21 protein-coding genes are annotated in these 20,833 nt (G+C 71.6%); 10 read left to right on the top strand and 11 right to left on the bottom strand.

Features of this window, described 5'->3' with window-relative positions; all coding sequences use genetic code 11:
* The first annotated feature begins 16 nt into the window (after positions 1 to 16).
* The 4 genes from ACYVHU_RS13705 to ACYVHU_RS13690 all read left to right on the top strand — a co-directional run bounded on the left by ACYVHU_RS13705 (position 17) and on the right by ACYVHU_RS13690 (position 3,185).
* Positions 17 to 1,078 carry a lactonase family protein gene (locus ACYVHU_RS13705; RefSeq protein ID WP_078762219.1) on the top strand — a complete coding sequence of 354 codons (1,062 nt, stop codon included), beginning with the start codon at positions 17 to 19 and terminating at the stop codon, positions 1,076 to 1,078.
* A gap of 154 nt (positions 1,079 to 1,232) precedes the next feature.
* Positions 1,233 to 1,847 carry a biotin transporter BioY gene (locus ACYVHU_RS13700; RefSeq protein ID WP_235000995.1) on the top strand — a complete coding sequence of 205 codons (615 nt, stop codon included), beginning with the start codon at positions 1,233 to 1,235 and terminating at the stop codon, positions 1,845 to 1,847.
* 61 nt (positions 1,848 to 1,908) lie between these two features.
* Complete coding sequence (locus tag ACYVHU_RS13695) at positions 1,909 to 2,592, top strand: energy-coupling factor ABC transporter ATP-binding protein (protein WP_078762218.1); 684 nt, start codon at positions 1,909 to 1,911, stop codon at positions 2,590 to 2,592.
* On the top strand, positions 2,589 to 3,185 hold the full coding sequence (locus ACYVHU_RS13690) for a CbiQ family ECF transporter T component (protein WP_432939076.1): 597 nt from the start codon (positions 2,589 to 2,591) through the stop codon (positions 3,183 to 3,185). The genes ACYVHU_RS13695 and ACYVHU_RS13690 overlap by 4 nt, the downstream gene beginning before the upstream one ends.
* A gap of 14 nt (positions 3,186 to 3,199) precedes the next feature.
* Here ACYVHU_RS13690 and ACYVHU_RS13685 read toward each other — a convergent pair whose 3' ends face one another.
* From ACYVHU_RS13685 to ACYVHU_RS13670, 4 genes are read right to left on the bottom strand one after another with little or no spacing between them, the layout of a single operon-like run.
* Complete coding sequence (locus tag ACYVHU_RS13685; protein WP_078762216.1) at positions 3,200 to 4,531, bottom strand: Gfo/Idh/MocA family protein; 1,332 nt, start codon at positions 4,529 to 4,531, stop codon at positions 3,200 to 3,202.
* Positions 4,532 to 4,572: 41 nt separating this feature from the next.
* Positions 4,573 to 5,436: a carbohydrate ABC transporter permease gene (locus tag ACYVHU_RS13680; RefSeq protein ID WP_078762215.1), complete on the bottom strand. Its 864-nt coding sequence runs from the start codon at positions 5,434 to 5,436 to the stop codon at positions 4,573 to 4,575.
* Positions 5,433 to 6,323 carry a carbohydrate ABC transporter permease gene (locus ACYVHU_RS13675; protein WP_078762214.1) on the bottom strand — a complete coding sequence of 297 codons (891 nt, stop codon included), beginning with the start codon at positions 6,321 to 6,323 and terminating at the stop codon, positions 5,433 to 5,435. The genes ACYVHU_RS13680 and ACYVHU_RS13675 overlap by 4 nt, the downstream gene beginning before the upstream one ends.
* A complete protein-coding gene (locus ACYVHU_RS13670) occupies positions 6,320 to 7,579 on the bottom strand; it encodes an ABC transporter substrate-binding protein (RefSeq protein ID WP_078762213.1) in 1,260 nt (419 codons plus the stop codon). The genes ACYVHU_RS13675 and ACYVHU_RS13670 overlap by 4 nt, the downstream gene beginning before the upstream one ends.
* 330 nt (positions 7,580 to 7,909) lie before the next feature.
* Between ACYVHU_RS13670 and ACYVHU_RS13665 the strand changes: the two genes are divergently transcribed.
* Entirely contained in the window at positions 7,910 to 8,923 is a 1,014-nt protein-coding gene (locus ACYVHU_RS13665) for a serine hydrolase (RefSeq protein WP_078762212.1), read from the top strand.
* A 51-nt stretch (positions 8,924 to 8,974) separates the two neighbouring features.
* On the top strand, positions 8,975 to 9,988 hold the full coding sequence (locus tag ACYVHU_RS13660; RefSeq protein ID WP_078762211.1) for a threonine aldolase family protein: 1,014 nt from the start codon (positions 8,975 to 8,977) through the stop codon (positions 9,986 to 9,988).
* A 64-nt stretch (positions 9,989 to 10,052) separates the two neighbouring features.
* Here ACYVHU_RS13660 and ACYVHU_RS13655 read toward each other — a convergent pair whose 3' ends face one another.
* The 3 genes from ACYVHU_RS13655 to fabG all read right to left on the bottom strand — a co-directional run bounded on the left by ACYVHU_RS13655 (position 10,053) and on the right by fabG (position 13,209).
* Positions 10,053 to 11,177, bottom strand: coding sequence for an acyl-CoA dehydrogenase family protein (locus tag ACYVHU_RS13655; protein ID WP_078762210.1), 1,125 nt, complete (start codon positions 11,175 to 11,177; stop codon positions 10,053 to 10,055).
* On the bottom strand, positions 11,174 to 12,379 hold the full coding sequence (locus ACYVHU_RS13650) for an acyl-CoA dehydrogenase family protein (protein WP_498948679.1): 1,206 nt from the start codon (positions 12,377 to 12,379) through the stop codon (positions 11,174 to 11,176). Before ACYVHU_RS13650 ends, ACYVHU_RS13655 begins: the two co-directional genes overlap by 4 nt.
* Before the next feature lie 71 nt (positions 12,380 to 12,450).
* Positions 12,451 to 13,209 carry a 3-oxoacyl-ACP reductase FabG gene (gene fabG, locus ACYVHU_RS13645; RefSeq protein ID WP_078762208.1) on the bottom strand — a complete coding sequence of 253 codons (759 nt, stop codon included), beginning with the start codon at positions 13,207 to 13,209 and terminating at the stop codon, positions 12,451 to 12,453.
* A gap of 221 nt (positions 13,210 to 13,430) precedes the next feature.
* On the opposite strand from fabG, the gene ACYVHU_RS13640 reads away from it, so the two are divergent.
* The 3 genes from ACYVHU_RS13640 to ACYVHU_RS13630 all read left to right on the top strand — a co-directional run bounded on the left by ACYVHU_RS13640 (position 13,431) and on the right by ACYVHU_RS13630 (position 16,665).
* The gene (locus ACYVHU_RS13640) at positions 13,431 to 14,183 is read left to right on the top strand and encodes an amidohydrolase family protein (protein ID WP_432939084.1); all 753 of its coding nucleotides are present in this window, start codon (positions 13,431 to 13,433) and stop codon (positions 14,181 to 14,183) included.
* Positions 14,184 to 15,059: 876 nt separating this feature from the next.
* A complete protein-coding gene (locus tag ACYVHU_RS13635; RefSeq protein ID WP_078762205.1) occupies positions 15,060 to 15,572 on the top strand; it encodes an ATP-binding protein in 513 nt (170 codons plus the stop codon).
* A gap of 208 nt (positions 15,573 to 15,780) precedes the next feature.
* Positions 15,781 to 16,665, top strand: a complete 885-nt coding sequence (locus tag ACYVHU_RS13630) for a Sco1979 family transcriptional regulator (protein WP_078762204.1) — start codon at positions 15,781 to 15,783, stop codon at positions 16,663 to 16,665.
* 102 nt (positions 16,666 to 16,767) lie between these two features.
* Here ACYVHU_RS13630 and ACYVHU_RS13625 read toward each other — a convergent pair whose 3' ends face one another.
* Both ACYVHU_RS13625 and ACYVHU_RS13620 read right to left on the bottom strand, forming a co-directional pair.
* Entirely contained in the window at positions 16,768 to 17,001 is a 234-nt protein-coding gene (locus ACYVHU_RS13625) for a DUF397 domain-containing protein (RefSeq protein WP_078762203.1), read from the bottom strand.
* Positions 17,002 to 17,226: 225 nt separating this feature from the next.
* The gene (locus ACYVHU_RS13620) at positions 17,227 to 18,129 is read right to left on the bottom strand and encodes a metal ABC transporter substrate-binding protein (RefSeq protein ID WP_078762202.1); all 903 of its coding nucleotides are present in this window, start codon (positions 18,127 to 18,129) and stop codon (positions 17,227 to 17,229) included.
* A 104-nt stretch (positions 18,130 to 18,233) separates the two neighbouring features.
* Here ACYVHU_RS13620 and ACYVHU_RS13615 point away from each other — a divergent pair, with 104 nt between their 5' ends.
* Positions 18,234 to 19,364 (top strand): NAD(P)/FAD-dependent oxidoreductase, encoded by a 1,131-nt coding sequence (locus ACYVHU_RS13615; RefSeq protein WP_498948677.1) that lies wholly within the window; start codon positions 18,234 to 18,236, stop codon positions 19,362 to 19,364.
* A gap of 106 nt (positions 19,365 to 19,470) precedes the next feature.
* Here ACYVHU_RS13615 and ACYVHU_RS13610 read toward each other — a convergent pair whose 3' ends face one another.
* The gene (locus ACYVHU_RS13610) at positions 19,471 to 19,845 is read right to left on the bottom strand and encodes a nuclear transport factor 2 family protein (RefSeq protein ID WP_078762200.1); all 375 of its coding nucleotides are present in this window, start codon (positions 19,843 to 19,845) and stop codon (positions 19,471 to 19,473) included.
* A 48-nt stretch (positions 19,846 to 19,893) separates the two neighbouring features.
* Positions 19,894 to 20,700, bottom strand: a complete 807-nt coding sequence (locus ACYVHU_RS13605) for a DUF1684 domain-containing protein (RefSeq protein ID WP_498948676.1) — start codon at positions 20,698 to 20,700, stop codon at positions 19,894 to 19,896.
* Positions 20,701 to 20,833: the final 133 nt, after the last annotated feature.

Here is a 20,833-nt window from a genome sequence, read left to right as displayed (position 1 = left end):
ATCAGAACGGACGGTCATGGCCGAGCGTCGACTCCTGTGGATCGGTACCTACACCCCCGGTTGCGACCCGGCCGGGGACGGTTCGGGTGTCCACCGCGTGTGGCTGGACCCCCGGACCGGAGAGCTGTCGGGCGGACAGGCCGCGGGGCGGACCGACAACCCCTCCTTCCTGGCCGCCCATCCCACACTGCCGTATCTGTACGCGGTGAACGAGCGTCCCGACGGGGGTGTCTGCGGCTTCGCCGTCGAGGGGGAGGAACTCCGCCTTCTGGGAGAGGCCCCCACGGGGGGCGGCTCGCCCTGTCACCTCCTCGTCCACCCCGCCGGCCGGCACGTCATCACGGCCAACTACGCCGACGGGGTGGTCTCGGTGCACCCGATCGGCCCGGACGGCGCGCCACAGCCGGCCGTCGAGGTCGTCACGGCGGTCGGATCGGGCCCGGACGCGGACCGCCAGGAGGGGCCGCACGCCCACAGCGTCGTGCTCGCGCCGGACGGCCGGCACCTGCTCGTGGCCGACCTCGGCACCGACGAACTGCGCGCCCTGCCCTTCGACCCCGATGCCGCCGACCCGTTGGGGGAGCCCACGGTCGCGGCCCGGCTCGCGCCCGGGACGGGGCCGCGCCACGTCGCGGTCGGCTCCTCCGGTCACCTCTACGTCGCCGGCGAGCTCGACTCCCGTGTCCACGTGCTCCGCTGGAACGGCGCCACGGCCACCGCGGAACGGATCGCCGACCTCCCGGCGACCTCGGTCGAGGGGGAGCGCAACTATCCCGCCGAGATCGCGCTGACGCACGATGGAGCTCTCCTCCACGTCTCCAACCGGGGAGCCGACACGATCGCGACGTTTCGGATCGACCCCGACACCGGGGTGCCGCATCCGCTGGCCGAGACCCCGGTGGGGGTGCGCTGGCCCCGCCACTTCGCCCAGGCCGACGGGTACCTCGTGGTGGGCGGTCAGCAGTCCGGGGAACTGTCGGTGCTGCGGGTGGACCCCGAGACGGGGATTCCCACCGACACCGGCCACCGATTCGGTCTGCCCGACCCGGTCTGCGTCCTTCCCGCGACGCCGCGCTAGCCGGGACCGCCTCGGAACGCGGACGGCCATTAGCCACTTTCAACAAATTCCGGTTGAAAATGCTGTGGCTGTCCGCATCCGCGCACGGTGACGGAAGTGGACGACAATGAGCGCGTCACCCCATCACCGACCAGGCGCGAAGACGAGGACGGACATGAGCCAGACCCCTGTGAGCCGACCCCGATACCGGGGCTTCACCGCGCGTGACGCGGCCCTCGTCGCCCTGTTCGCCGCGCTGCTCGCCGTGTTGAGCATGCCGATCGCCATACCGGTCGGCCCGGTGCCGATCACCCTCCAGACGCTCGGCGTCATGCTGGCCCCCAGTCTGCTCGGCGCCAAGAGGGGCACGCTCGCCGTCGTGACATTCCTCGTCCTCGTCGTGGCGGGGCTGCCCCTCCTGCCCGGCGGGCGGGGAGGCATCGCCCCGTTCTACGGCCCCACCGGGGGCTACATGATCGGCTGGATCCTCGGCGCCCTGGTCATCGGGCTGCTGGTGGGCCGCACCCTGCCCCGCTACCGGCTGTGGTGGGGGATCCTCGCCAACATCGTCGGCGGTATCGGCGTGGTCTACCTGGTCGGGGTGCCCTGGAGCGCGATGGTCCTGGGCGACGGGCTGCTCGCCGTCATGACCGGGGTGGTGTGGTTCCTGCCCGGCGACCTCGCCAAGGCGGTCGTCGCGTCACTCATCGCGGCCGGGGTGTACCGTTCCTACCCGATCCCGCCGGCGGGCCGGCGGGTCGAGGAGCCGGCACCGACGCGCCCCCGGTGACCCGCCGCGCCGGCACGACGCCCTTCACCCCACGGGCCGCAAGGAACGGAAGAGACATCCCATGATCCGCCTGGAGAACGTGACGCACGCCTATGAGGGCCGTCGCGTGCTGTGCGACATCTCGGTCGAGTTGTCCGAGCACCGGATCGGGCTGATCGGCGCGAACGGTTCCGGGAAGTCCACGCTGGCGCGCACGCTCAACGGGCTCGTCGTCCCCGACTCGGGACGGGTCAGCGTCGACGGCCTCGACACCCGGACCGACGCGCGGGCGATCCGACGCAGGGTCGGGTTCGTGTTCTCCGACGCCGACACCCAGATCATCATGCCCACGGTCGCCGAGGACGTGGAGATCGGCCTGCGGGGCAGCGGGCTGGACCGGGCCGAGATCCGAAAGCGCGTCGACGCCGTGCTGGCCCGCCACGGGCTGGCCGACCACCGCGACCACCCCGCGCACCTGCTCTCCGGCGGCCAAAAGCAGATGCTGGCGTTGGCCTCGGTGCTGGTCACCGAGCCCGACGTCCTCGTCTGCGACGAGCCCACCACACTGCTGGACCTGCGCAACGTGCGCGTCGTCGAGCAGATCCTGCGCGGGTTGCCGCAGCAGGTCATCCTGCTCACCCACCACCTCGACGTCCTCGACGGGTTCGACCGGGTGCTGGTCATGGACGAGGGGCGGATCGTGTTCGACGGCGATCCCGGCGAGGCCGTCGACTTCTACGTCGGCCTCATGGACCGGCGGTCGTGACCTCGCTCGGTCTCTACGTCCCCGGCCGGACCCCGCTCCATCGCGCGCCGGCCGGGGTGAAGCTGGCCCTGCTGCTCGCGGTGGTGACCGTGGTGGTGCTCCTGCCACCGGTGGGCGCGGCGGTCGCGGCGCTCGTCGCGGCCGCGCTCTACCCACTGTGCGGCCTGCCCTCGCACCACCTGTGGGGGGTGCTGCGTCCGCTGCTCCCCTTCCTCGCGCTGATCGCCCTCTTCCAGGCGGTGACCGCCGGCCCGCAGGTCGCGCTGGGGGTGTGCGCCCGGCTGGCGGCCGCCGTGCTGGCCGCCAGCCTCGTCACCCTCACCACCCGGGTCGCCGAGATGCTGGCGCTGTTCGAACGGCTCGCCCGTCCCCTGCGCCTCGTCGGGGTCCGGCCCGACCGGGCGGCCCTGGTGCTCGCGCTCACCGTCCGCTGCGTCCCGATGGTGGCCGCGGCCTGGCGGGGCGCCCGAGAGGCGTGTCTGGCCCGAGGCATCCGGCCGCGACCACACCGCCTGGTGGTGCCGGTCGTGGTCGGCATGGTCCGCTCGGCCGAGGCCCTGGGGGAGGCGATGAGCGCGCGGGGCCTCGACTGAGCGGAGCCCGCCCGCTACCTTGGCGGGGCGAGGCCGGCGGAGGGACCCGGGGCGGGGGACCGCTCGCCGTCGAGGACGGGAGAGGACCATTCGGGGGTGTCCAGGCGGACCACGCGCCCCTCCAGACGGGCCTGCTCCGCCGCGAACACCAGCAGGTGGGAACGGAGCGCGTCCTCCCCGCTGGTGGCGACCAGCGCGGGGTCGCCCGCGGCGACCGCGGGCAGGAAGGAGGCCAGCAGACCGCCGTCGCCGCCGCCGTGCCCGGAGTCGATCAGGCCGTCGTTGGCCGCGGCCACCTCGATCGTCTCGGCGGAGTCGCTGAGGAAGTCGTACACGGTGATGCGCTCGCCGTCGCAGAACAGCTCGCCGTGGGTGCCGAACAGGGTCGTCTCGCGCGGACGGGCCCGGTTGAAGGCGGTCATGGTGAACGTCGCGGTCACGCCCCCGGTGAACTCCAGCGCCACCACCTGGTGGTCGACCACATCGTTGTCGCAGTGGTAGACGCAGCGCCCGTAGGGACCGGTGCGCAGCGCCTCGGTGACACTCTCCACGGTCGGTCGCGGCGTGAGGACGTCCAGAGGCCAGCCCGTCCGTCCCTCGGCCAGGAACCGCCCGTAGATGCGCGGGGCCGAGTAGGGGCAGGTGGCCTCCACCGCGCAGTCCAGGCAGCGTTCCCCGGCACCAGGGGGCGCCTGGTCGGGACGGAAGTGGCGCAGGCGCCCGAAGGAGGACACGGCCACGGCGTCACGGCCGATGACGTGGCGCAGCCAGTCGAGGTCGTGGCAGGACTTAGCCATCAGCATCGGCGCGGTGTCGGCGGCGCGCCGCCAGTTACCGCGCACGTAGGAGTGGGCCTGGTGCCAGAACCCGACCGGTTCGACGTGGTCGACGCTGACGATCTCGCCGATGCGCCCCGACTCCACGATCTGCTTGACCATCCGGGTGTAGGGCGCGTAGCGCAGCACGTGACACACTCCGAGCAGGACCCCGTTGCGCCGCGCCGCGGTGACGATCGCCTCACAGTCGGCCCTGGTCTGCGCGAGCGGCTTCTCCACCAACAGGTGGTATCCGCGGTCGGCCAGCGCCACCGCGGGCTCCACGTGCGCGTCGTCGAGCGTGCACACCAGCGCGACGTCGGCCAGGCGGGGCAGGGCGGCCACCTCGCGCCAATCGGTGAAGCGCAGGCCGGCGGCGACGCCGTGCGCGTCGGCGAGCGGTTCGCGGTAGGCCGCCCGCGGTTCGGCGACCGCCACGACCCGCGCGACCTCGGGGTGGCGCCGGATCCACTCGGCGTAGCCGCCGCCCCGTGAACCCGCGCCGACGATGAGCACCCGAACCGGCGACATGGTCTCCTCTCCTTCCGACCCGACTCCCCGGCGTTCCGCGATCAGCGGAATCCGCCCGCGGACAGGCCCTTGACGATGCGTCGTTGAAACAGCAGCACCAGCACGACCAGCGGGAGCGTCACGATGACGCCGGCCGCCATCTGCGAGCCGAAGGGCTGTTGGAACTCACTGTCCCCCGCGAACTTGGCGATCGCGACCGTCACCGGGTTGGAGGCGAGCGTGATCGACACGACGCTGGAGATCAGGTACTCGTTCCAGGCGGCGAAGAACACCAGCAGCCCGGTCGTCACCACACCCGGCGCCGCCAACGGCAGGATGATCCTGCCGAACGCCCCGAACGGCCCGCACCCGTCCACCCGCGCGGCCTCCTCCAGCTCCCAGGGCATCTCGCGGAAGAAGGTGGTCAGCACGAAGATGGCCAGGGGCAGGGCGAAGCTGATGTTCGGCACGATCATGGCCTGGTACTCGTCGATCCAGCCCCAATCGGCGAACAACTGGTACAGGGGGGTCACGATCGCCACGCCGGGGAACATCGAACAGGCGAGGATGAGCGCGAGCACGAGATTGCGGCCGCGAAAGCGCAGCCGGGCGAGCGCGTAGCCGGAGAACACCGCGATGACCATCGCCAGCAGGGTCGTCGTCACCGCGATGACGACGCTGTTGCGCACGGCGTAGCCGAAGTGGTCGCGCCCCCCGAGCACCCCCCGGTAGTTGACGAGGGTGGGGTCGCGCGGCCACAGCGAGTTCGACGCGATCTCGCCGGGACCCTTCAGGCTGGAGACCACCATCCAGTAGAACGGGGCGAGACAGTAGAGCAGGAGCAGCGCGATGCCCGCGCCGATCACCCAGTTCTCCCACCCCCATCGGCGCCGCTGCCGCGGCCGTCCCGTCGTTGCCGTCCTCATCTGGCCGCCTCCTTGACGCCGGCGAACACGTTCGTCCCCAGGAGCCGGATGAGGAGGAACGCGCACAGGAAGACGAACAGGAACGTCAGCGTGGACAGCGCGCCGCCGTACCCCTGCTTCAGCTCACCGGTCGCGGTACGCACGACCAGGGTCGACAGCGTCTCGGTGTTGTTCGCGCCCCCGGTGAGGATCTGGGGGAGGTCGTACATCCGCAGCGCGTCCAGCACCCGGAACAGCACCGCCACCACGATGGCGGGTTTGACCAGGGGCAGCGTCACCGAGGTGAAGCGCCGCCAGGCCGAGGCCCCGTCGAGCGCCGCGGCCTCGTACAGGTGCGGTGGGATGGTCTGCAGACCGGCCAGGATGAGCAGGGCGACGAACGGCGCGGTCTTCCACACCTCGGCGAAGATGATCGACCACTTCGCCGGCCACTCGCTGCCACCCCACACGATCTCGGTGCCCAGCACCGCGTTCACGACACCGTCGGGCTGGAGCATCCACCCCCACATGACCGCGCTGACCGCCGTCGGCAGGGCCCAGGGCAGCAGCACGGAGGCGCGCACGATGCCGCGCCCGCGAAACGCCCGGTGCATCACCAGGGCCATGAGCAGCCCGAGCAGCGTCTCGATGGCCACGCTCACCACGGTGAAGAACAGGGTGTTGCCCACCGCGGCCCAGAAGTCCTCGCGGTCGTAGCCGAAGAGCGCCTGGGCGTAGTTGTCGAACCCGACGAACGTGGGGGAGCGACCGATGGGGTCGTCGAAGAACGAGCGCGCGATCGCCGAGAGGATCGGGTAGACGACGACGAGGCTGAGCGCGATGAGGGTCGGGATCAGCAGCAGGGTCGCCAGCCGGCGCTCGTCGCGCCGCTCCGTGTCACCGATCATGTGCCACGCACCGCCCTCTCCAGTTCTTCCTGCATGGTGGTGACGGCCTCGTCCACCGTCATCTCACCGGTCATCGCGGCGTAGGCGGACTTCTGGATCGCGTTGGTCACGTCGTTGTAGCGGGCCGTCACCGGGCGGGGGCTGACGTTGTCCATGCCCTCGCGCACCGCCGCGAGGTAGGGGGCCTCCTCGAGGAGGGCGGGGTCCTCGAACAGCGCGTCGCGGGCCATGGGGGTGCTGGTGTCGGCGAGCCAGTCGCGCATGACCTCCTCGCTCTGCATGAACTCGATGAAGCGCAACGCCTCGTCCTTGTGGTCGCTATGGACCGACAGGGCCAGGTTGTTGCCGCCGAGCGTGCCGGTGCCCGGCCCGTCGGGGCCCGGCAGGGGCGCGGCGTCGAAACGGCCCTGGACGACCGACTCCTCCCCGGGGGAGTTCATCAGGGGGTAGGCGAACGCCCAGTTGCGCATGAACAGCAGGTCGCCGCGTTGGAAGGCCAGGCGGGTCATGTCCTCGTTGTAGGTGAGCGCGGCCTGGGGGATGTGACCGTCGGCCATGGCCTCGACGAGGAAGCCCAGTCCCTCGCGGCCCTCGGGGGAGTCCACGACGACCTCGCCCTGTGGGGTGATGACCTCGCCCCCGGCGGAGGCCACCGCCTCGACCAGGGCGACGGTGATGCCCTCGTAGCGCATGTACTGGCCGGCGTAGCAGTCCATGTCGTTGCGCTCGGCGATCGCGCAGGCGTCGATGAGCTCCGCCCAGGTGCGCGGGGGCGAGTCGAGCAGGTCGGTCCGGTAGAACAGCAGGCCGGTGCCGGTCGCGAACGGCGCGGCGTACAGCCGTCCGTTCCAGCGGCCGGTCTCGGTCGCCGCGGCGAGGATCCCCGGCCCGGCGAACCGTTCCTCCTCCAGGGGCTCCAGCCAGCCACGGGCCGCGAACTCCGCCGTCCACACCGCGTCCAGGTACAAGACGTCGTACAGGCCGGTGCGGGCCTGGAGGTCCTGGACCATCGCGGTCCGCTGTTCGTCGGCCTCGGCCGACAGCGGGACGTAGCGTACCGGCGCGTCCGGGTTCTCCTGGTTGTAGCGCTCGACCAGCGCGCCGAGGTCGCCGCCGCTGGCACGGGTGGCCGCGAAGGTGACCACCGCTTCGTCCTGGTCGCCGGGGAGGCTACCCGAGCAGGCGGTGGAACCAAGGACCAGACACACCGCGAGGGCGATCGCTCGGGAGAACGGGCCGGGACCAGGTCTGCGCATGCGGACCCCCACATTCGCTCGACGGCTCCTGCCTAGGCGTTGCGCTCATGGAACAGTGCGGATCAGGCGATGTCAATCACGATCCGCGCCCGCGTCGTGGCCGTCCGGGGTGGGGGCGGATCGTCCCCATCCGTCTCACCAGCATCGACGTCTCAAGGGCACGGGGCGGGCAACGGCGGAGGAAACGGCCGATGTCGGCCGAGTGGCTCGTGGGGCAATGCAGGGAATTCCGTGACTTTTCTGGGTGATCCGCCCTGTTAGGGTCCGTCTGCCGGCCACGTTGGTGGCCCATGCCCCGAGTTCGGTTCCCGGCCGGAGGGAGTGGCCGACATGCGCGCACGCTCGACGTCTTCGCCCCCGCCGCGCCGTGCCCGAGACGGCGGCCCGCGGTGGCCCGTCTGCGTTGCCGCGCTGGCCGCGCTCCTCCTCAGCGTCCCCGCGTTGCTCGGCACCGCCCCGGCCACCCCACGGCAGTCCGGGCGGGACGCGGCCGCCTCCCCTCCTCCCGCGGCCGCGCCCCCACTCGTGGCCTCCCCGTCGCCCGTCCCGGGGCTGAGCCCCGAGGAGGGGCAACGGATCACCGCCCGGATCGAGGACTACCTCGCCGGTCAGGAGGGCCGGCTCGCCATCTCCGTCCACGACCTCGCCACCGGGACGACCTATGGTTACGGCGGCGACCAGACGTTTCCCACGGGCAGCCTGGTCAAGCTGAACATCCTCGTCCTGCTGCTCCTCCAGGCCGACGACGAGGAACGCGAACTCACCGCGGAGGAACGCGACCTCGCCGAGCAGATGATCCGCTACAGCGACAACGACGTCACCGACCTGCTCTACCAGCGCATCGGATTCGACGCGGGCTTCGCCCGGGGCAACGCCCGCCTCGGCCTGCGCGCCACCGTCGCCGGAGGAGGACAGCCGGGGGTGTGGGGGGCCACCACCACGACAACGGCCGACCAGATCCGCCTCCTGCGCGCGGTGTTCACCGACTCCGGCCCCCTCAGCCGGCACAGCCGCTCCTACGCCCGCCGTCTCCTCGGCTCCGTCGCCCCGGAACAGGCCTGGGGGGTGTCCGCCGCCGCGGGGGAGGGCGACAGGGTCGAGCTCAAGAACGGCTGGGTACCACGCGACGTCGACGGAGGCCGCTGGGCGATCAGCAGCGCCGGCCACGTCCACGGCGAGCGGCGCTCCTACCTGATCGCCGTGCTGTCAGACCGCCATCTCGGCTACGGGGAGGGGGTCGCCTGCGTCGAGCACGTCGTCACCGAGGTGGTCGACGCGCTGGAGGAGAACGCGGCGAGACAGCGGGGAACCGACCACGCCGGCCTCGCCCCCAGGGCGTCCTAGGCTGGGGGCGCCCGCGCGAAAGCCCGACCCCGTGCAGAGTGGAGCGAGTCGATGATCGACCTGCGTTCGGACACCGTCACCCGACCGACGGCGCAGATGCGCCGCGCCATGGCCGAAGCCGAGGTCGGCGACGACGTTTTCGGCGAAGACCCCACGGTCCGCGAACTGGAGGAGGAGACCGCGGCCCTCCTGGGCAAGGAGGCCGCCCTCTACGTTCCCTCAGGGCACATGTCCAACCAGTTGGCACTCTACGCGACGGTCGCGAGCGGCGAGGAGGTCTGGGCGCACGAGCGCTGCCACATCCTCTCCAACGAACAGGGCGCCTCGTCGATCCTGACCCGCGCGCTGCCGCGGGTCTTCTCCGACCCCCAGGGATATCCGGACGCCGGGCTGCTGGAGGAGTGGGCCGTGGGCGCGGAGGACATCCACCGCGCCCGGCCGCGACTGATCTGCCTGGAGAACACCTTCGGGGGGCTGGCGATCCCGCTCGCCGAACAGCGGAGGGTGGCCGACTTCGCGCACGGCCACGGCATGCGCATGCACCTGGACGGGGCACGGCTGTGGAACGCGGCCGTCGAACTGGGGGCCTCGCCGGCCGAGGTGGCCGAGGGCGCCGACACGGTCTCGGTGTGCTTCTCCAAGGGGCTGGGCGCCCCCGTGGGCTCGGCGCTCGCCGGTGACGCCGAGACGGTCCTGCGGGCCCGCCGCGCGCGCAAGATGCTGGGCGGCGGCATGCGGCAGGCCGGCATCATCGCCGCCGGCGCGTTGTACGCGCTACGGCACCACCGGGAGCGGATCGTCGAGGACCACGCCCGGGCCGAACGCCTGGCCACCGGACTGTCCGGGCTGCCGGGCCTGTCCGCCGCCGCGCGCACGAACATGGTCCTGGTCGAGACGCCGCGCGGCGAGGCCGCCCGCTACGCCGCGGCGTTCACCGAGCACGGCGTGCGCTGCCTGGCCACCGGTTCCGGCCGGGTCCGCCTCGTCGTCCACCTGGAGATCGACGACGCGGCGATCACGGAGGCGGTCGAACGCATCGCCAAGGCCGTCGCGGCCCTCGCCTGACCCGTCCCGAGCGCGCCGCTCATCGGCCCGGGGAGGGCGGCTCCGCCCTCCCCGGGCCCGAAGATCACCGCGCCGCCGGCAGGTCCACCAGCCTGGCGATGGTCAGCCGGTGCCGGTCGGCCGTCCCCAGGGCGATCGAACAGCTCTTGGCCCGCTTCAGGTACAGGTGCGCGGGGTGCTCCCAGGTGAAGCCGATCCCCCCGTGGAGCTGTACCGCCTCCTCGGCGGCCGTGACCGCCACCCCCGAGACGAACGCCTGGGCCAGCGCGGCGGCCAGCGGGGCCTCCGGGTCGTCGGAGGCGACCGCGCTCGCCGCGTTGCGGACCACGGCCCGGGCCTGCGAGATCGACACCCACAGGTCGGCGAGGCGGTGCTTGAGCGCCTGGAAGGAACCGAGCGGACGGCCGAACTGGTGCCGGGTCTTCAGGTACTCCACGGTGGTGGACAGGGCCCACTCCGCGCATCCCAGCTGCTCGGCGGCCAGCAGCGCGGCGCCCGTCACCAGTCCTCGGCGCACGGCCGATTCGGCCTGTTCGCCGGTCGCCAGCAGACGTCCGGAGGCGCCGGCCAGCTCCACGTCGGCCAGGGGACGGGTCAGGTCGAGGGAGACCACCGTGGTGACCGTCGCCTCGCCCGCCTCGACGAGGTACAGCGCCGGCCCCTCGGAGCCGGCCGCCGGCACGACGAGCAGGTCGGCGGTCGAGGCGTCGACGACGCCGCCCACGCGGCCGCTCAGCCGTCCCTCTTCGACGCGCACCCCCTCCGGGAACCCCGCGTCGGGCGCGGTCGCCAGGGGGATCAGCAGGGTCGCCGTGCGCTCGCCGGAGGCCAGCGAGGCCAGCGCCTCCCCGAGGGGGGAGTCGGCCCGCCCGTCCAGGGCCAGCAGGGTTCCCGTCGCGAGCACCGCGCTGCCCAGGAAGGGGAGCGGCGCCACGGCGCGGCCGAGCTCCTCGGCGACCACCGCGCTCTCCCGCAACGTCGCCCCCGCGCCGCCCGCCTCCTCGGGGATCGCCAGGCCGGCCACGCCCAGGTCGGCGAGGGAACGCCACAGGGCGAGGTCGGTGACCTCGTCGGACTCCACGCGGGCCAGGACCCTGTCCCAGCCGCACCTGTCGGCGAGCAGGGAGCGCACGCTGGCGCGCAGCTCCTCCTCGACGTCGCTGTAGAGCAGGTCCGGGTCGTTGCTCACTTCGGCAGGTCCTTCCACGCGACGTCCTTGTCCACCCTGATCTCCCCGGGTAGGCCCAGCACCCGTTCGGCGATGATGTTGCGCAGGATCTCGGAGGTGCCGCCCTCGATCGAGTTCCCCTTCGAGCGCAGATAGTGGAAGCCGGGGACACGTTTGGCGAGGTCGACCCCGTCGGGACGGCGGAACGTCCAGTCGTCGTAGGTCAGCCCCTCGCCACCCAGCAGCTCCAGCTCCAGCCCGGAGATCTCCTGGTTGAGCCGGGCGAAGGACAGCTTCGCCGCCGACCCCTCGGGGCCGGGCTGTCCCACGGCGAGCTGCTGGCGCAGCCGCTCCTTGGTCAGCCGGGCGGCCTCGGCCTCGACCCACAGGCGCAGCAGCGCGTCGTGCAGGCCCGGAGTGCGCAGTTCGGGACGGTCCCGCCAGATCCCGGCGACCAGGCCGATGAGTCCGCCCTCGCGGGGTTCGGCCCCGCCCCCGATGGACACCCGCTCGTTCATCAGCGTGGTCTGGGCGACCCGCCAGCCGTCACCGACCTCGCCCAGCCGATGGGAGTCGGGGATGCGCACGTCGGTGAGGTAGACCTCGTTGAACTCCGCCTCGCCGGTGATCTGGCGCAGGGGCCGCACCTCCACGCCCGGAGCGGTCATGTCGCAGACGAAGTAGGTCATGCCGCGGTGCTTGGGCACGTCGGGATCGGTCCGGGTGACCAGGATCGCCCAGCGGGCGCGGTGGGCGAGCGAGGTCCACACCTTCTGCCCGTTGACCACCCACGTGTCGCCGTCGCGGACGGCGCGGGTGCCCAGGGCGGCCAGATCGGAGCCGGCCCCCGGTTCGCTGAAGAGCTGGCACCAGATCTCCTCGCCGGTGTACAGCGGCTTGAGGAAGCGCTCCTGCTGCTCCGGGGTGCCGAAGGCGAGGATCGTGGGCGCCGCCATGCCCAACCCGATGACCAGGGCCTCACGGCCACTCGGAGCCGCGCCCAGCCGGGCGAACTCCTCGTCGACGACCGCCTGGAGGGCGCGGGGCGCGCCGAGCCCGCCGAGCCCTTCGGGGAAGTGCACCCAGGCCAGACCGGCGTCGAAGCGGGCGGCCAGGAACTCGATCGGGTCGGTGGTGGCGGGATCGTGGGCGGCGACGAAGTCGGCGACCCGTGCCCGCAGGGCGGCGGTGTCGGGGACGCCGCCGGTTGGAGCCGTTGTCATGGAGCCTCCGTGAAGCGGTGGACAGGAAGTGGGGACACGAGGCGGTCCGCGGCGCTCCCGCCGCCCGCGGGTCAGTCGAGCGGTCCGCCGGCCACGTAGATGACCTGGCCGGACACGAACCCGGCCTCCTCACTGGTGAGGAAGGCGATGGTGGCGGCGATGTCCTCGGGCTGCCCCACCCGGCGGACCGGGATTCCGGCCGCCGCGGCCTTGGTGAACTCCTCGAAGTCCATGCCGACACGTTGCGCGGTCGCCCGCGTCATGTCGGTGGCGATGAAGCCCGGGGCGACCGCGTTGGCGGTGACACCGAACTTGCCGAGCTCGATGGCGAGGGTCTTGGTGAAGCCCTGGAGGCCGGCCTTCGCGGCGGAGTAGTTGGCCTGGCCGCGGTTGCCCAGCGCGGAGCTGCTGGACAGGTTGACGATGCGGCCCCAGCCCTGCCGGGTCATGTGGGCCTGGGCGGCCCGGCTCATGAGGAAGGAGCCGCGCAGGTGCACGCCCATGACGGTGTCCCAGTCGTCGTCGGACATCTTGAACAGCAGGTTGTCGCGGATGACCCCGGCGTTGTTGACGAGGATCGCGGGCGGGCCGAGACGCTCGGCGATCTGCGCGACCGCCGCCGACACCTGGTCGGAGTCGCTGACATCGGCGCCCACCGCGATCGCGGTGCCGCCCTCGGAGGTGATCGCCGTCGCCGTGGCCTCGGCGTCGCCCTCCTTGAGGTCGACGACGGCGACGGAGTGGCCCTCGGCGGCGAGGCGGCGGGCGGTCGCGGCGCCGATGCCGCGGGCCGCCCCGGTGACGATCGCGACGCGGGGAGTCTGGGCCATGGGGTTTCCTCCAGTCGGTGTGGTCTGGAACACGCTGGACCGATCCTATCCACTTCATACCGACCGGGTGGTATGTGGGGTGTGGTGGTGGCGGCCGGGCGCGTCCGAGATCGGCGCGCCGCCCCCGGCGCGGGGCTGGACGCTAACGTGGAGGGGCGGGTTCGCGTCGGCGTGGCCGCCGTTCTCGCGCGCTCCCCCGTCCCTTCGGAGAGGCGAAGGCGTTGTTCGACGCCCACCTGCACATCATCGACCCGAAGTCCCCACCGTGGCCCGGGGACGACGAGGATCCCCCACGGCCGTTCACGGTCGCCGACTACCGCTCGCGTGTCGCGGCGCTGGGGGTCGTGGGCGGCGCGGTCGTCGCCGGATCCTCCCATCCCCGGGCCCGCGCCGGCCTCGTCAACGCCCTGCGTGAACTCGGCGGCGGGTTCGTCGGGGTGGCCATGCTGGAACCCGACACCCCCGATTCGGAGTTGCGCGACCTGCACTCGGCGGGGGTCCGCGCGCTCCGTCTCGACCTGCGCAGGCGGGGCGCCGTCGATGTGGACGGCCTCGTCCAACTCGCGTTGCGGGCCGCGGACCTCCTCGGCTGGCCCGCGGAGCTGCGCGTCGACTCCCGCGAGCTCGGCGGCCTGTCCACTCACCTGGCGCCGCTGCGCAGGATCAGCGTGGACCACCTCGGACTGGCCGAGGAGGGGCTGCCGGCGCTGTTCGACCTCGTCGCCTCGGGAGCCCGGGTCAAGGCGACCGGATTCGGCCGCGGCGACCTCGACGTTCCCGCCGTCGTGCGGACCATCGCCGGGATCAACCCCAGCGCGTTGATGTTCGGCACCGACCTTCCCTCGACCGGGGCGGCCCGGCCCTTCGTCGACAGCGACGTGTCGCTGCTCACCGCCGCGCTCACCGAACACGAGGCCGAATGCGCGCTCTCGCGTAACGCCGTCGACTTCTACGGCGTCGATTCCCTGGGGTGAGCCTGGGGGAGAGGTCGAACGGTCCCACCGCGGGCGGTCGGCCCCGCGCGCGGGGCGGGCTCATCCCGTCCCGCTCCACAGCAGCAGCGAGCCGCCGAGCAGGACGGCTCCGGTGACCGCGACGATGACGAACAGGAGCTGGACGCCGAAGCAGGCGATGTACCCCCAGGTACCCCCAGCCGGCCGCGGTGACCCCGGGAGCGGGGCGCACGATCACCAGGGTGATCGCCGCGCACAACAGGATCACGCCCAGGAGCGGGGCCGCCCTGCTCCAGGAGGCGGGGAGCGTGGCCAGGAGGACGGCGGGTGTCAGGGCCAGTACGACCCCACTGGCGGCTCCCGCCACCACCGTGACGCCGAGGGGGCCACGGGAGGGAGCCGGCGGTCGCCGGTGGTCCATCGTCGTCTCCTTGGGAAGGGTGGGCCGTGGGGGAGGCGGGTGGGCGCCGAGGGGCCGAAACCGCCGTGGCGGCGTCTTCTCGGCGGCCTACCCGGGTGACGGCGAAGGTAATCGGCGCGCGGTCTGTCGCCGGAGCCGGGCGAGCGCGGGCGCCCCGGGATGGGTCCCGCCTCGGAGGCGAACATGAGGCGGGAAAGCCCAGGTTCAGAATCGCCGATTAAGCACCTTAAATCCCATATGAGTGCTTAATCCTCTCGGTTTTGTCCAGGCTTCAACTGTTCTCCCGGGGACGATGTCCTAGGATGGGGTGCAAGAGGCGCCTGCACGTGCATCTGGACCTTGCATCTGCATAAGCCTCGGGAAATACTGGCGTTCGCGCGCCAAGGCATACGTGCGATCGAGTCGACTCCAAGGGGATCGCGGTGACCGGACATTCACCCCAGCAACCGACAGGACGGGCGGCGGGATGGGACCGGATGCACCCAGTCGTCCTTGAGGCCGTCCTCGAAGCCGACTCTCCGCAGCCTTGGTGGCTTCCGTCCCTGCGTAACGGAACGTTTCGATGGGACACCCGTCCCGGTCACGCCAGCCACGACAGCGCCTCCTGGACCCTCAGCCGCGGTTCGGGCTCGGTGCACGCCGCGCGTGAGCTCGCCATGGCCGTCCTTCGCGAGTGGAGCATGGCCCGGCTCTCCGGCGACGTGGAACTGGTCGTCTCCGAACTCGTCACCAACGCCCTGCGCCACGCCCAGGCGATGACGCCCGCCGCCCCCGGTTATGAGAACGTGATCCAGTTGGCGATGTTGCGCCGGGGAGGCGAACTGGTCTGCGCCGTCCGTGACGGCAGCGACCGTCTCCCGGCCCAGCGCGAGCCCGATTTCCTGGCGGAGACCGGGCGGGGACTCCACCTCGTCTCCTGCTTCAGCCGCAGTTGGGGTAGTGTTCCCGTCGCCTCAGGAGGCAAGTTCGTCTGGGCGTTGTTCACCTGACACACCCGCTCGAAGGTCCTCGGTGCCCAGCCGGGACATGGGATGCGGCGGATGACCCTCTTCGTCCCAGTGTGTGGTGTCTCGGCACCGCCTGCCGAGTGAGCTGTGCTGCCCGCTATATCGTGTAAACCGTTGCACGGCGCGAACGAGACGATCCTCAGGGGAGGGGACGCGCCGGTGCGGAACCGTAGGTGGGGAGGCAGTAGCGGTGAGCGTGGCCCAACCGGAGCCGGATAGTGGCCCGACCGTACGCCGGATCCTGCTCGGCTACCAGTTGCGCAAACTGCGCGAGGCCAAGGGCATCACGCGCGCCGACGCGGGCTACAAGATCCGTGGCTCCGAGTCCAAGATCAGCCGTCTGGAGCTGGGACGGGTCGGTTTCAAGCTCCGCGACGTCGAAGACCTGCTGACCCTCTACGGGATCACCGAGGACAGGGACCGCGAGCCGCTCCTCAAACTGGCCAAGGAGTCCAACAAGCCCGGCTGGTGGCAGCGTTACGGTGACGCCCTGCCGACCTGGTTCCAGTCCTACGTCGGCCTTGAGGAGGCGGCGACCCGGATCCGGACCTATGAGGCCCAGTTCCTGCCGGGTCTGCTCCAGACCGAGGACTACGCCCGCGCCATCATCGCCGGCGGCAAGAAGAAGCCCGATCCCGAGGACGAGAACCGGATCGCGGTCCGGATGCGCCGGCAGCGGCGCATCATCGAGAACGAGAACGTCAAACTGTGGGCGATCGTGGACGAGGCCGCGGTCCGTCGGCCGGTCGGTAACAGCGAGGTCATGCGCGGCCAGCTCCGCCGGCTGATCGAGCTGTGCGGCTATCCCAACATCACGCTCCAGATCATCCCCTTCAGCGTGGGGGCGCACGCGGCCGAGGCCGGCTCGTTCACGATCCTGCGTTATCCCGAGTACGACCTGGCCGACGTCGTCTACATCGAGCAGCTCACCGGGGCGCTCTATCTGGACAAGCGCGATGACGTGGACGCCTACACGATGGCCATGGAGCGGCTGAGCGTGGCGGCGGAGCCGCCGAACCACACCCCCAGAATGCTGGAGCGGATGATCGACGACCTTCCCTCCGGCACGGCCTGACAGTCTGGTAGGCGGCGGGCCCGGACAGCAGAAGAGCCCCACTCGGAAGGGGTGGGGCTCTCACGGCCGCGGTGCCGTTGGCGATGTCTGTCGGGGTGGGACCTAGCTGAGCAGGTTGTCGAAGTCGCCGTCCTTGGCGCCCAGGATCAGCGCGTCGATCTCGGCCTGGGTGTAGACCAGCGCGGGCCCGTCAGGGAAGCGGGAGTTGCGCACGGCGATCGATCCGTTGGACAGCCGGGCCATCTCCACGCAGTTGCCGCGGGAGTTGCTGCGCCGGCTCTTCTGCCACGTCACGTCCTGGAGTTCGGTCGCGGGGATGCCGTTGTAGGCGCTCATGGAGATCCCTCGTTTCGCTTGTGCGGGCCGATTCCGTGCCGTGTGCTTATGCACTCTCTGATGCACGTGCATTAGCACCGTACTTTGAACAGGATAGCGCACGTGCATGAGAAGAACCCGAGAGGACGGTCTCGTGTAGGCGACGTGTAAGGCTGTGCAATCTCGCTCAGGAAATTGCATGAAAAAGTCCCGCCGGATGTTCCGACGGGACAGGACCGATACAGGTCAGGAGCAGGACAGGGCTTCGGCCAGCGTGTCGAGGTTGGCGCGCATCACCGAGGGGTAGTCGTCGCCGGGCGAGGCGTCGGTGATCCCTTCGAGCGGGTCCAGCACCGCGGTCCGCGCGCCGGTCTCCTCGGCCACGGTCTCGGCCACCGCCGGGCTGACCAGGGTCTCGGTGAAGATCGTGGTGACCCCCTGCTCACGGACGGTCTCGGCGACCTCGGCCATGCGGGCGGGGGAGGGCTCGCTGTCGGGCTCGATGCCGGTGATGCCGATCTGGTTCAGGTCGTACTTGTCGGCGAGGTAGCCGAAGGCGGCGTGACTGACCACGAAGTTGCGCGTCTCGCAGTCGTCCAGGCGCTCGGTGTACTCCGCCTCAAGGGTGCCGAGCTCGTCGGCGACCCGCTGCGCGTTGGCGCGGTAGGCCGCGGCCCCGTCGGGGTCGATCTCGGCCAGGCGTTCGCCGAGGCTGCCGGCGACCTCGGCCATGCGCTGGGGGTCCAGCCACATGTGCGGGTCCGTCCCGCCGCCGTCCGCGGACGGGACCTCACGCAGTTCGACGACCTGTGCGACGTCCAGGGCGGAGTCCGCGGCCTGCTGGGCGACGGCGTCGTCCACCGCGGGCTGCATGCCCTGGATGTAGAGGGCGACATCGGCGTCGCTGATGACACCGATCTGGCGTGGGCTGAGTTCCAGGTCGTGCGGTTCCGCGCCGGGTTCGGTGAGGTTGGTGACGGTGACCGCCTCGCCCCCGACCTGGGAGGCCAGCCACTCCAGGGGGTAGACGCCGGTGACGACGCTCACGCCGTCGGCCTCTTCGGTGGCCCCGCCGCATCCCGCCGCGGCCACGGCCACCAGCCCGGCCGCCCCCGCGGCCGCCACCTTGGTCATCATCCCCGATCGCATGCGTCCATCATGCGGAGAATGAAAATGGTTGTCAATTTGGGAGTATTGTGCTACCCCGTGGGGCGCCGGGAAGGGAGCGGCGCCCATGTGCGAGGCTGACGGCCATGGCCACCAGCTCGTCCGGCTCCGAACCCGACACCGACGTCATCGTCGTCGGGGGCGGCATCGCCGGTGTCTCCATAGCCGCGGAACTCGCCGCCCGGCGCCGCGTCGTCCTGCTGGAACGCGAAACCGAACTCGCCCGGCACGCCACGGGCCGCTCCGCCGCGATGTTCTCCGAGAGCTACGGGGGCGCGGAGATCCGGGCCCTCACCCGCGCCGGCCGCCGCGACTACGAGGAGGCCGAGACCGAGGCCCCGTTGTTGCGGCCACGGCCCGTCCTGTGGATCACCGACTCACAGGGGCGGGAAAAGCTCGACGCCGCCGTCGCCTCCACGCCGGGACTGCGCCCCCTCGACCCCGCGGACGCGCTGCGGCTGTGCCCGGTGCTCCGCCCCGACGGCCTGCACACCGCCGTCGAGCCCGACGCCCGCGACATCGACGTCGCGGCCCTGCACGCCCACTACCTGCGGCGGTTGCGCGCCCTCGGCGGCCGGGTGCGCTCCGGGACGGGTCTGCAGAGCGCAGAGCGCGTCGCCGGGCGCTGGGAGGTGGACTGCGGGGGCACGCGCCTGCGCGCCGACGTGATCGTCGACGCCGCCGGGGCCTGGGCCGACGACGTGGCCCGACGCTGCGGTGCCAGCCCACTCGGCCTGACCCCGCTCCGCCGCACCGCCGCCCTGGCGCGTCCCGGCGCCGTGGGGATCGACCCCTCCTGGCCGATGGTCGTCGACGCGGATGAGACGTTCTACTTCCGGCCGGAAGGGGTGGGAGTGCTCCTCTCTCCCGCCGACGAGACCCCCACGGAGCCCTCCGACGCCCGCCCCGAGGACGTCGACGTGGCCCTCGCGCTGGAACGGGTCAACGCGGCGACCACGCTGGGACTGCGCGCGATCCACACGGCCTGGGCGGGACTGCGCACCTTCGCCCCCGACCGGGTTCCGGTCATCGGCCACGACCCGGCCGTCCCGGGGTTCTTCTGGTGCGCGGGGCAGGGTGGGTACGGCATCCAGACGGCTCCGGCCGCGGCGCGTCTGGGCGCCGCCCTGCTGCTGGGCGCCCCCGTCCCCGCCGACATCCTCGACCAGGGCCTGGATCCGGAACGGTTGGGACCGGGCCGCTTCGGCGGAGCGTGAGGCCGCCCTTCGAGGTCATGGCGCCGCCGCGCTTGACCGGCAGCGTCCCCTCGCCGGCACGGACCGTGCGCCGTGACGGCGAGGGGACCGGTACCGACTGCCGGCGTCAGCTCCGGCCATCCACGGGGATGAAGTTGGCGTACTCCTCGATGCGGGTGATCCGTCCAGCATCGTCGAAGCCGAAGTAGACGGCGGCGTGGACCTCGCCGCGCATGCCGCTGGTGGTGGCGACATGGACCACGTGCTGCTGGAGGACTTCGCCCGGCTGGGAGAGCTGGCGCAGGATGCTGTAGCGCATCGACTCGATGGATTCGATCTGCCCCTCCATTCCGGCGATGTTCTCCTCGATGGACTGCTCACCCTTGCCGTCGTTGTGCCAGACGGTGGCGGTCTCGGCGCACAGGGCTCGGGCGGCCTTCCAGTCGCGGTTCTCCAGCGCGCGGAGGTAGGTGACGGCTCTGTCCTTCAGGTCCTGGCTCATGCGGGTCTTCCTTCACGTGGGTCGGTGGGTCCTGGCAGGGGGGGCGTATCAGCCCTGGTCGGCGGTGGCGTGGATCAGGGCGCGCTCGCCGGCCTCGATGCGCATCGGCAGGTGGTTGCCCGGTGGCGAGAGCGGACAGACGAACACGTCCGGGTTCAGGTGGTGGTGCGAGAGCGTGGCCTTGTTGAAGTCGACGGTCACGGTGCTGCCGGGTTCCAGCAGCGGTAGCACCAGCCAGCGGCCGATCGTCGGCGTCGATTCGCCGTTGGTCTCGTCGGTGAAGATCACCAGGCGCTGGCCGGGGAAGTCCTGGAGGACGGCCAGGACGTATTCGGCGCCGTCGATGGTCACGGCCAGGTCGACGGGGGCCAGGATGGCTTCGGTGCTGCGCGGGCTGGTCAGCCGCGGCACCTCGATGCGGCGCCCTTCAGGAGCTGCCCGGTACCGGCCCTCGAAGACCCAGACGGGGTTGTAGGGGAAGGTGTCGATGCCCTTGAGGCCGGTGCGCTCAAGGCGGTCGTGGTCCGTGACGACCAGCCCATAGGAGCCGTTCGCGCCGCCTGCGAGGCCGACCCGGTTGTCGGGGAATTCCAGGGAGCTGCCAGAGGGGACGGGACTCGTTCCATCGACCAGGTGGCCGGCCACCTTCACGCCGTCGGCGGCCTTGGCCGTCACGGTCAGGTCTCCTGCTTCGGTGGTGCGCCACTCGCCGGGGATGCCGGGAAGCGTGTGAGGGCCCGGATCGGTGATCTTGGCATTGGCGACGACCTTTCCCTTGCCGTTGGCTCCGGCGATCTCCTCCCACCGGCCCCGGCGCCAGGCTTCGTAGTCGGCGGGGATATGCGGTGCGGTCATGAAGGTGCTCCATTTCCTCTTCTTCGCGCCGTGGGGAGCGCGGCGGTGGCGATGCGCGGGCATGGCCGCTCAGCGCGACGAGACGCGCGACGGCGCGCAGGCGGTGGTCGCCGGGCGAGTGAACGGGCACCCG

The sequence above is a fragment of the Marinactinospora endophytica genome, assembly GCF_054780875.1.
Note: the sequence above shows the minus strand (reverse complement) of the source record. Positions and strands in the feature narration are given on the sequence as shown.